Consider the following 11498-nt stretch of genomic DNA (forward strand, 5'->3'; position numbering starts at 1 on the left):
GTTTAAAACAGGGAAGTTTAATAGCATAAGTATTGTATTCAATGATATAAGTGTGAATAAGTATGGTTATAGCTATGGTTATAGCTATGGGTATGGTTACGGATACGGAAATGGATACGGAAGTGGTTATTATTCTGAACAAGATACCATTCAAAAGTCAAAGTGGAAATTCTGGTAAAACTTAATTTAATCCTTGTATTTTATCTATTTAACAATAACTTTGAGTAGTATTATTACTCAATATCCATGTGACTGAGGAGGCGAAGCTGTAAATAACCCTTAGCACTTTTTTCCTTGATAGAAACACTTATTACTTCTAAAACTAGAATAAAACTTTTGTTAAAGTTTTTTCTAAATCCAACTAATACCGGTTATTTAAGGTCTTTAGAGCAGGAATTTGGTGAGTCTACGAACGCCATAAGACTTGAACTAAATCGTCTGGAGCAAGCAAATATGTTGATATCTAAATTAGATGGTAATAAGAAAGTATTTAATGTAAATCAACAACATCCTTTATTTTCTGAGATAAATGGTATTGTTAAAAAATATCTTGGCATAAATATTATAGTAGAAAACATTATCTCAAAATTGGGGGACATAGATCAGGTGCTGTTGACGGGTGATCTTGCAAATGGGAAAGATGCTGAAATCGTTGATATTATATTAATAGGTGATGTAGATTATCAATACTTAAATGAGTTGGTCGGTAAGGCTGAAAAGCTTATCAAAAGAAGGATCAGATATATTGTCATGTCCGATTTGGAATACATGAATTATAATAAAAACGGCAACGACATTAATTTGGTGATTTGGAACAAATAAATGCTACAAAGCGCTGGTATGTTGTTTATACAAAGCCGCGAAATGAAAAAGTCGTAAAAGAAAGACTAAGTAGTAAAGGTTTTGAAATCTACTGCCCTTTGGTGACTACCGTTCGACAGTGGAGCGACCGTAAAAAAAAAGTACAACTACCCATGTTTCCCAGTTATATTTTTGCACATATCAATGAAGGAGAGCAAGCTTTAATTAGAGCTGATCAGGGTGTAATAAACTTTATTTATTGGTTGGGTAAACCTGCAGTTGTGCAAGACTATGAGATTGAGGCAATCAAAAAGATTGACAAGGAGGGTAGTAGTATTTATGTTGAAAATAAAGAAATTAAGCCAAAACAATTAGTTGTTATACCCAACGGACCATTCAAAGGGCTTGAGGGGATTGTTGATAATCTTGATCATAATAAGGTAGCGGTATATATAAAGCAATTAGGATGCTTAGTACATTTTAAGATATAATGGAGAACAACGATACGGTTACCATTAAGCCTACTTCAGGTTGGAAAGCCTTAAATTTTCGGGAGTTATGGAGGTATAAGGATTTACTCTATTTTTTGACTCTGAGAAGTATTAAAGCCAAATACGCGCAATCGGTTTTAGGAGTAGGTTGGGCAATTATTCAACCCCTTGTTTTAACACTTGTATTTACTGTTATTTTTGGAAATTTAGCTAAAATTGGTTCCGATGGCATACCTTATTTACTCTTTAGTTTTACAGCCATGGTGCCATGGAATTATTTCCAGAATATATTAACCGAATCTACAGGTAGTTTAATCTCAAATAGAGAAATGATTTCTAAGGTTTACTTTCCGAGACTAGTTTTACCATTGAGCGCAATATTCTCTAAAATGATAGATTTTGGTATCGGCTTTTTAGTTTTAATTGGGCTTCTCTTTTATTATCAAGTAGTACCAGATGTAGAGTTTATCTATATTCCATTTTTCTTATTACTGCTAATTATAACTTCCATTGGCATTGGCTTAATACTATCTGCCATGGCAGTACAGTTTAGAGATATAAATTATGCTATGTCTTTTATGGTGCGTTTGATTATGTACAGCGCACCTGTAGTATACCCATTAAGTTTAATTCCCGACCACTACAAATTTGTATATGCGCTCAACCCATTAGTGGCGGTTATTGAAGGCTTTAGGGCCTCTGTTATTCCTACCGCAGTCATTCCATGGACTATAATATACCCTGGAATACTAGTATCGATTTGCCTTTTGATAATGGGCTTATTTTATTTCAGAAAGATGGAAAAACATTTTGCCGATATAGCTTAAATTATGGGTGGAAATGTAGAAACAGTTGGCAATGACAATTTACCTTCAATGGAAGAGGTGGTGATTTCGGTAAAGGAGGTTTCTAAGCGTTACCGTATTGGTGTTGCCGATGAAAGAAAGGATACACTGGCTGGTCAAATCGGACAGTTGCTACTTTCTCCTTTTAAAAACTTCAAACGACTAATACAGCTCAAAAACTTTAAAGATACAGATGCATCCAATGTGAGCTGGGCATTGAAAAATGTGAATTTTGAAGTAAACAGAGGAGAAGTGCTAGGTATTATAGGCCATAATGGGGCTGGTAAAAGCACATTATTAAAAATACTCTCACGTATAACAGAACCAACAGAAGGAGAAATTCAAATAAAGGGGCGTGTTTCTTCTTTATTAGAAGTAGGTACAGGTTTTCATCCTGAATTAAGCGGAAGAGAAAATGTATACATGAACGGGACTATTCTGGGCATGACCAAGAAAGAGATAGATGCAAAGTTTGATGAGATTGTTGAATTTTCTGGAATTGGTAAGTATTTAGATACTCCCGTAAAGTTTTATAGTTCAGGCATGAAGGTTAGGCTTGCCTTTAGTGTTGCGGCTCATCTTGAGCCTGAGATACTAATTATTGACGAAGTATTAGCGGTCGGTGATGCAGAATTTCAAAATAAATGTTTGGGTAAAATGAATGAAGTGGCCAATTCTGGCCGAACGGTTTTATTCGTAAGTCATAATATTGCAGCTGTTAAAAGTTTATGTAGTAGATCAATTGTTTTGAAAGGAGGGATGAAAATTTTTGACGGTTTAACTAAAGATGGAATTGATAATTATCTAGACAGCTCAGCTGAAAATGTAGGTAATGAAAATGTTAATAATGGATTTAGATTAAGTAGGCTAACTTTCAGATCACTAACTAATTCAGAGATATTTTATGTAAATGATAACTTCGTAATAACAGGAAATATTGAGGGAGATTTTCCATCAGATAATCTTACACTGTTAGTATTGTTTAAAACAGTTTTTGGAGTAAGAGCCCTTAACTTAAGTACCAGACTTCATGGCGTTGAAATAAAAGGTTTAGATAAGGTTTTGAATTTCAAAGTAACAGGTCAAACGTTGAATCTTATGCCTTCCGTTTATTATCTAGAAATAAAAGTATTGAGAATGAATGGAGAGCCTATTGTGTCATTTGATAATGCATTTAGATTAAATATCGAACCTTCTTCTGATTTTTTACCTATCTTATTACCCAGTTATGAGGACCGTGGTGTTTTGTACAAAAGAGTTTCATTTCTTATTAATCAAGATTGAATAGAGTTATTTATTTATCAAGTTGGTCACTTTTTTCACAAGAGGGTAGAGTTCAGGTTCCATTTATTTATGAGCAAATAGGGGCATTATCTTTTCAATGTCAGGCCATCTATTTTGAAGTAAAATTCATCGAGTATTATAGATGGGTACTTTTACCTGCTTCTAAGAAAATATATAGAATAAAGAATGATTACTGGTCTGAATATAATGTTAATCATTACATATTAGTCATACCAAAAATTTCTACTCGCCTAACTAATAGGGAAACCTACGAAGATTTATATTGGGCTTCAAAAAAGGTGTCTAAATTAGTTAGACAAGTAATTGGAAAAATTGATTTGATTCACTGCCACACTGTTTTGGATCAAGGAGCATTTGCATTTGGGCTTTCCAAACACCTAAATGTGCCATTACTATATCAAGAGCATTCCGCACCTTTTGAAATGCATCTAGATGATGACAAAAAGAAAGAAATTGTTGCTAAAATTATTGATCACGCTAAGGCAATAGTAGCCGTAGGACCATTTCTAGCAAAGCGAATGATCCAATTCTCGCCATCAATAAAAAAAAAGATTCAGGTAATTCCAGAAATGATTAATACGGATGTTTTTAAATTGGAACCTAATGATTTTGATATTAGAAGACCAAAGCTTATTAGTATTGGTGCATTAGTTGAGAGAAAGGGTTATCAATATTTAATACGAGCAGTAAATAAATTAATAATAACAGGTATAGATATTCATCTCACCATAATTGGTGAGGGCAACTATCGTAATGAGCTAGAAGAAATAATAAGCAATCTTAAATTACAACATAGAGTAATTCTAACAGGACATCTAGAGAAAGAACAAATAAGCGAACAAATAAAAAAATCAAATCTTTACGTTCACTCCAGCTTAAGAGAAACCTTCGGTATAGCACCTACAGAAGCACTATTGATGGGTAGGCCAGTAGTTTCAACACGTTGTGAGGGACCTGAATATTACATTAATGATTCTAATGGCATACTAGTCAATAAAGAAAGTGTAGACGAATTAATAGTGGGTATAGAAAAGGTCATAAATAATTGGTCAAATTATGACGGTGAAGTTCTTCGAAGGTCTGTTGAAAAGAAATTTGGTAAAGTGGCATTTTTACAACAAATGACCGAATTATATGAACAAACCATTAATAAATAATTCCCCAATTTTTATTGTTGGTTGTCCTAGGTCTGGCACCACATTGTTGAGGTTATTATTAAATGCACATTCGTTAATTGCCATTCCAGAGGAAACATGGTTTTTCGGAAAATTGTATAACTTATTACCAGAACTGACAAAGGGAGATGATTGGCGTAAAAATGTTGCATCAAAAATTCTAGAATTAAATTCTAAACACTTTCCTGATTTGAATGAAAAAGAATTAATTGAAAATCTTGAGTCAATCCAACCTGATAATGATGCAGCTATAATTTCAGTTTTAAACAGAACATTTGCTAAACAAGAAGGAAAGGAAATATGGGGGGATAAAACACCAGGATATGTATTGCAAATTGCTTTATTAAAAAAGTTATTTCCAAAAGCAAGACTGATTCACATAATTAGAGATGGTAGAGACGTGGCTGAGTCAATTTTGAAGAATCGCGAAGCTGGTCTCCAAACAGATGATTACATTTCTGTCGTTGAATATTGGAAAAGACATGTTCTGGCCGGAATAATTGATGGTGAGAAGCATTTTGCCAATGCTTATTTGCAGATAAGATATGAAGATTTGGTTAATGATTCAGAATCAAAATTAAAAGATATTTGCTCATTTTTGAATGTTCCGTTTGAATCTCAAATGTTGGAATTCCCAAAAACTGCTAGAAAGTATGTACCTGATTGGCAACATCATAAAATGACCAAAAAACCAATAACAAATAGCGAAATGTTCAAGTGGAAAAAGGAAAATAATTTATACAAAAATTCTCTTTTTGAATTGTTAGCAGGGGACATTGTTGAGCAAGTTAAATATGAAAAATTTTCTGTATTTAACACTATAGCTTTAAAAGACTATTTCGTTTACAAAGTCGATAAGTGGATAAAAAAAGTGAGGTTGCCATTTATAATTATTAATAACAAATTGAAATCTGTTTTAAATTGAGTAGTTCAGTTTCAGTAATTATTCCTGTTTATAATAGAGTAGGACTCATTGTAGAAACACTTAAATCATTGGTTTCAAATAAGCATCAAGAGATTGAATTAGAAGTTATTGTTATTGATGACGGCTCTACTGATGGAGGTGCTGAGTTATTAGCTAAAGAATACCCTTGGATAAGGTTGTTCTCGCAGGAAAACCAAGGCGCACCAACAGCTCGAAACTATGGCTTGCATAAAGCAAAGGGCGAGTACATTCTTTATCTTGATTCGGATGATCTTATTGAAGAGAATTTCTTTTTTAAGAAAATTCGGGCTTTTGAAAATAACAGGGGAGTTATTGGGGTATATGGCCCTTTTGATTACTTTGACGCTGATACAAAGACCATTATCCCTAGACACAGTGTTTACCCAACTATCCCAACTCCACATTCAGAAGAGCACATAAAAAATCTATTGGGCGGATGGTTTATACCCTGCAATGCATTTTTATGGCGAAAAGATGCACTTATGACTATTGGTGGGCAAAGGGAAGAATTGATCATTAATCAGGATGTTGACCTTACATTTAGAGCTTTATTGAAAGGGAAAATTGTAGGCGTAGATGCTCCCAAGGCCTTAATTAGGCAGCATAAGTCTGAACGAGTGGGTGTGCTGAACTCCGAAACCAAATTAAAAGCAATGCTTGAATTACGTTTGGCCTTTATGGAGACACTAACATTGAATGGAATCAATAATAACAGTTTTAAACAAGCCACAGGACGATACTTATTCAATTTGTGGACAGCCAACAGAAAAGAATATCCAAAAATAGCAGCGGAGTGTTTAGCATATTCAAAAGAGTTATATCCTAATTTAAAACTGCAAGGGGGTAGATTTTTGCAAATATTGGATAACCTTTTAGGAGCAGAAAGAACCATTGTGCTAAAGGACAGAATAAATAAACTAGTTTATCGGAATAATTAATGTGTGGCATATTTGGCATAGTATTTAATCAGTCAGTTGAAAATAGTTCTTCTGAATTACTGAAGGGTACCAAAGTGATAAAGCACAGAGGCCCGGATGATGAAGGGTTTTTACTTTTTAGTTCGGAGAAGGAAGTTAAATTATATTTTGACTCAGATACGTCTAAAGATTCAATTAATCAATATGATCTGGAAAGATTGCCAGCCTCAACTTCTTGGCAAGTCGGCTTTGGACATAGAAGACTTTCAATCATCGATTTAAGTGCTGATGGCTTTCAGCCAATGGTAAGAGGACATTTGTCTTTATGTTATAATGGTGAAATATATAATTATAAAGAGCTGAGAGATGAATTAAATTCCCTGGGGTATTCATTTACATCCGAATCAGATACAGAAGTTTTAATCAAATCATGGGAAGAATGGGGTGAAAATGCACTTAATAAATTTAATGGTATGTTTTCCTTTCTTTTATTGGACAGTAAAGAGAATAGCCTTTATGCGGTAAGAGATCGGTTTGGAATTAAACCCCTTTACTATGCTATTATTGATAATAGTATAGTGTTTGCTTCTGAGATTAAACAAATCAAAGTATTGACAAAATTCAGAGCCACTTTAAATCAAAACATAATTGTTGATTATTTGGCTTCAGGATTGGTTGATCATACCAATGAAACATTTGATACAAATATTCTTCAAGTAAGGGGGGGAGAATTTGTAAAAGTTGATCTTAAAAAACCATTGTCTTCTATTCACAAACAAAAATGGTATACAATTCCAGAAACTCGTTTTAAAGGATCTCTTGAAGAAGCTTCGGAGGCTTTTAGGGTGCTTTTTAAGGATAGTGTTCGTTTAAGATTGAGGTCTGACGTAAAAGTGGGTTCTTGTCTGTCGGGAGGATTTGATTCCTCTTCCATTGTGTGTCAAATGGCTCAAATCAATGCACAAAATGGGATCGAAAACAATATTGAAACGGTAACCAGCAGATATTCAGAGTCCAAATATGATGAATGGCAGTATGCTAAGGCTGTCGTTGACCAGACAAAATCAAAAGCACATATAGTATGGCCTTCTTTTGAACAATTAATTGAAGAGTTGGATGATTTGATGTGGCACATGGATGAGCCTTTTGGTTCTACCAGTCAATTTAGTCAGTGGAGTGTGTTTAAAGGCGCAGCTGATGCTGGATTGAAGGTAATGCTGGACGGACAAGGGGCCGATGAACAATTGGCGGGTTATGGGGGCAATGATGTTGCTTTATATTCTGGTTTACTAAAAAGGTTTAAAATTGGAGCTATTTATAAAAACTATAATGGTTTTACACAACAATTGGGCTATCCACCCAAAAGCCAATTAGTTCAGGCTGTGGCAAATACTTATCCCTTGTTTAAAAACTTTCTTCCTAAGGTAAAAAGCAATATTCCCAATTGGATAAAAGTCGTTTCAAAACGACCAGATAGAGGACACTCTTTGAGTTTGCGACAGGAAATGATGCTTCAAACCACTTCAACCTCTTTACCAGCACTTTTAAGATATGAAGACAGAAATTCAATGGCGTTTAGTATTGAAAGTAGAGTGCCATTTTTAGACTATAGACTAGTGGAACTTGTTTTAAGTATGCCTGAAGAATATATCTACCATTTGGGTGTAAGGAAATTGCTATTACGTCATGCATTAAGGCATTTGCTGCCTGAAGAAGTAATTGAAAGAAAAGATAAAATGGGGTTTGTATCTCCAGAAGAAAAATGGTTGAAGCAAGAAAGAAAGAAATGGTTTGAAGATAGGATGGGAGACGCTTTAATAGAAATACCAGATTATGTAAATAGAGAAAAAGCTGTAAAATACTTTGATAATGTTAAAAATGGTAGAATACCATTTAGCTTCACCTCTTGGAGATTAATATGTTTAGGGAGGTGGCTTAGGACGTCCAAGAATTCTGTATGACCCTATTAAAAAAATAATCAATGAAAAAGGTGTTTTGTCTTGGTGTTAACAAATCTGGAACAACCTCAATTGGTTCGGCTCTAAAAATACTCGGGTACAAGAATTTAGATTTCATGGACGATAATTTGATTTTATATGATGAAGGAAGGATTCTTGAATTGCTTGAAATTTCCGAGAGATGGGACTCATTTAGCGATACACCTTGGCCTCATTTATATAGAGAACTATATAAAAAGTATCCAGAAGCAAAATTCATAATTACACAAAGAGAAGCTGAAAGTTGGTTCAAAAGTGTTTTAAACTACTATGATTCTAGAATTAAGTATAATCATGTAAATCAATTATTCTTGAAATTTTTTGGAATTCGTAATTGTAAAATAAAAAGGCGAGTAACCGGAAAGGATAAAGCATTATTTATTAGTAAGCTAGTTGAACGAGACGAAAAGATTATTGAATGGTTTTCTAACAAGGAACACAAATTGTTAAAGTTAAATGTACCAGTTGATCTAAATTGGAAAATAATTTGTGATTTCTTGGAAAAACCAATTCCAAACACACCTTTTCCACATGCTATGAAAACTGATACTTATTCTCAGTACCTATATAAGTATTACAAGAAAAGATTAGTTGAATTTTTAGAAGCACCATTAAGAAAAAAAATATTTATGGTTAAATCATTTTTAAAAAGGAAGCTAGAATTTTGAATTTACTGAATAGGATAATATGTTCTTTCAATGCGAGAGTCTTGAAACCTTATTTGGATTATGTTTATTGGTGTTTAATATCTGATCATAGCAAAATCAATACGATTCATAAAGTTTTATTAGAATCTGAAATCAACGAATACTACCCAGATGTTAATGTTGAAAGTTTAAGAGAAGGAAAATCTAAGAGAGATGTTTTTTTAAAGCACAGATTTACTAAATATATCTATACCGTTAAAAATGCTACCTTAGAACCATCTAAAGGGTGGGTAATTCTTGGCCTAAACAAAATTTTTTTATTTTCCTTCCCCATGATCCAAGATCCATGGGACAAGCCCAAAGCAAGGCCATCGACATTGAGATATCTGTATATATTGATTTTTAGAAGAAAAAGAATCAAATGTTTAGATAAGGCAATTTCTATTCAATATGCTTGGCAAAATTATTATCATTTCTTAATAGACACATTACCCCAAATTTTATTAATTAATGATTCAGGAATTGACTCAAGAATTCCAATAATAGTACCTCATTTCTTTAAAGAAATTAAGTATGTTCAACAATTTATGAAGTTGACAGATATAATAAACAGGCCAATTATTATTCAAAATAAAAAAGAGTATATAAAAGTTAAGCAACTTTATATCGCTAAGGATGTATTTTGTTCTAAAGGCATAATGAGAATTAAGAGTGTTTTTAGAAACTTTACAAATCCATCAAATCCTTTAAAAATAGCTTCCTTAAGAGGTAAAAAATATGGAAGAACTATTCACAACTTTGAAGAAATTGAAAAAATTCTTACGAATAAAGGCTTTAAAATTATAGAACCGGGTGACTATTCTTTTAAAGATCAGGTTGAAATGTTTAGCAATGCTCAAATTATAATAGGTGTGCATGGTGCCGCTCTAACTAACATAATTTTCTCTAAAAAAAAATCATTAAAACTTCTTGAGATATTACCTGGCAATGGGCTTATTCCTGAACACTACAAGAATATTTGCAGGCAACTTGATTATTCATATTTAAGTATTGAAGGTCAAAAAACATTTCCTAATGGCAACTTCTACGTTGAGCCCAATATGCTAAAGGAGAAAATATCTGAATTCTTATGAACTCAGTAACATTCTTATGTCATCCATTTCATAGAGGTGGTGTGACAAGGTGGATGGTGGAGGCTGCAGATGAATTTGCAAATCAAGGGTACAGTACTTCATTGGTTACTGTAGTACCAAATGGATTTATTTCAGCCTCGGGAAGACCGACAATGACTGATCTGCTTAATGAATACAAAGACATAAAGGTTTTGACTAAAAGTGTTGATTTAACCTTTGAGTTAGGAATTCAAAGTTATCGTGAGTTGGTTTATTATTCTCTGGTTGTAAAAAATATTCCAAAAGGAACACCCATTATATTATCAGATGATGCTTCTGTGTGGGGCGCTGGAAAGCTGTTATCGAAGGATTATCCTATTATCGGTGTACTTCATAGTGATGATCCCGCATACTATTACCTTCATAATCGATACAAAACCTTTTTGGCCTCAGTTATTGCTGTATCATATCGTATCAAAAGAAATATAAGCGATGATAATATTAAGGTAATACCGTGCGGAATTAAAATGGCTGATTTTCCTATTAAAGTTGAGGAAAGCAGCTTTTTAAAGCTCATTTGGGTTGGTCGAATTGAAGAAAAACAAAAACGCGTATCGGATATTGCTAGAATCGGCAATGAGTTAAATAATAGGGGCGTAAAATTTAAATGGAGTATTGTTGGTCACGGTGATGACACAGAACTTCTTCAGATGATTGATAAATTTGGTTTAAATAAGCAATTTGAATTTACGGGCTGGCTTGACAAAATTGAAATACTGAAGCTTATGGCCGATTCAGATATTTTGGTGTTAACTTCTAATTATGAAGGTATGCCTATCGTAGTTATGGAAGGGTTGAATATGGGTTTAGGAGTTGTTAGCTCAAAAGTAAGTGGTGTTGAGGATATTACAGAACATGATGAGGCTCATCGAATAGTAAGACTTTATGATATTGGAGATACTGAATCCGCAGTGGAAAATATTATTTCACTAAAAGTTTCACTAGATTCCGATAAAAGAGAAGAGGCTAAACAAATTGCAGCAGAATTATACTCAATAGAAAATTGCATAAAAAAATATATTGATGTATTCAAGCATATGAAATCATTCGGAAATGAAGAAGTATCGAAGTTTAATACTATTAGTTTAATAATAAACAATATTTTCTCTTTGATAATATCGAAGCTAAGGTATTTGAAATACAGAGTTACTAGTTAAAATGAGAATCTTCTTAATAACATGGGAATTTCCGGGGTATAATAC

Annotated in this window: 11 protein-coding genes; all 11 read left to right on the plus strand. The window is 33.3% G+C overall.

The genetic code is table 11. The annotated features are described in order from the left end of the window. Window positions 1–294: 294 nt before the first annotated feature. Genes RLO81_RS02585 through RLO81_RS02635 form a run of 11 tightly spaced genes read left to right on the plus strand, consistent with a single transcriptional unit; the run spans window position 295 to window position 11453 of the window. Window positions 295–822, plus strand: a complete 528-nt coding sequence (locus RLO81_RS02585) for an ArsR family transcriptional regulator (RefSeq protein ID WP_350106808.1) — start codon at window positions 295–297, stop codon at window positions 820–822. Continuing rightward, window positions 810–1292 carry a transcription termination/antitermination protein NusG gene (gene nusG, locus RLO81_RS02590; RefSeq protein ID WP_350106811.1) on the plus strand — a complete coding sequence of 161 codons (483 nt, stop codon included), beginning with the start codon at window positions 810–812 and terminating at the stop codon, window positions 1290–1292. The genes RLO81_RS02585 and nusG overlap by 13 nt, the downstream gene beginning before the upstream one ends. Continuing rightward, complete coding sequence (locus RLO81_RS02595; RefSeq protein WP_350106814.1) at window positions 1292–2119, plus strand: ABC transporter permease; 828 nt, start codon at window positions 1292–1294, stop codon at window positions 2117–2119. The genes nusG and RLO81_RS02595 overlap by 1 nt, the downstream gene beginning before the upstream one ends. A gap of 48 nt (window positions 2120–2167) precedes the next feature. Next, window positions 2168–3421 (plus strand): ABC transporter ATP-binding protein, encoded by a 1254-nt coding sequence (locus tag RLO81_RS02600; protein ID WP_350106837.1) that lies wholly within the window; start codon window positions 2168–2170, stop codon window positions 3419–3421. Next, window positions 3418–4599: a glycosyltransferase gene (locus tag RLO81_RS02605; protein WP_350106817.1), complete on the plus strand. Its 1182-nt coding sequence runs from the start codon at window positions 3418–3420 to the stop codon at window positions 4597–4599. The genes RLO81_RS02600 and RLO81_RS02605 overlap by 4 nt, the downstream gene beginning before the upstream one ends. Beyond that, window positions 4577–5542, plus strand: coding sequence for a sulfotransferase family protein (locus tag RLO81_RS02610; RefSeq protein ID WP_350106820.1), 966 nt, complete (start codon window positions 4577–4579; stop codon window positions 5540–5542). The genes RLO81_RS02605 and RLO81_RS02610 overlap by 23 nt, the downstream gene beginning before the upstream one ends. Beyond that, window positions 5539–6501: a glycosyltransferase family 2 protein gene (locus RLO81_RS02615; protein ID WP_350106823.1), complete on the plus strand. Its 963-nt coding sequence runs from the start codon at window positions 5539–5541 to the stop codon at window positions 6499–6501. Before RLO81_RS02610 ends, RLO81_RS02615 begins: the two co-directional genes overlap by 4 nt. Next, window positions 6501–8441: an asparagine synthase (glutamine-hydrolyzing) gene (gene asnB, locus RLO81_RS02620; RefSeq protein WP_350106826.1), complete on the plus strand. Its 1941-nt coding sequence runs from the start codon at window positions 6501–6503 to the stop codon at window positions 8439–8441. Before RLO81_RS02615 ends, asnB begins: the two co-directional genes overlap by 1 nt. A 20-nt stretch (window positions 8442–8461) precedes the next feature. Continuing rightward, entirely contained in the window at window positions 8462–9145 is a 684-nt protein-coding gene (locus tag RLO81_RS02625) for a sulfotransferase (RefSeq protein WP_350106829.1), read from the plus strand. A 41-nt stretch (window positions 9146–9186) separates the two neighbouring features. Continuing rightward, the gene (locus tag RLO81_RS02630) at window positions 9187–10257 is read left to right on the plus strand and encodes a glycosyltransferase family 61 protein (RefSeq protein ID WP_350106831.1); all 1071 of its coding nucleotides are present in this window, start codon (window positions 9187–9189) and stop codon (window positions 10255–10257) included. Then, a complete protein-coding gene (locus RLO81_RS02635) occupies window positions 10254–11453 on the plus strand; it encodes a glycosyltransferase (RefSeq protein ID WP_350106834.1) in 1200 nt (399 codons plus the stop codon). Before RLO81_RS02630 ends, RLO81_RS02635 begins: the two co-directional genes overlap by 4 nt. Window positions 11454–11498 lie beyond the last annotated feature (45 nt).

This window comes from Fulvivirga sp., assembly GCF_040220315.1.
Taxonomy (GTDB): domain Bacteria; phylum Bacteroidota; class Bacteroidia; order Cytophagales; family Cyclobacteriaceae; genus Fulvivirga.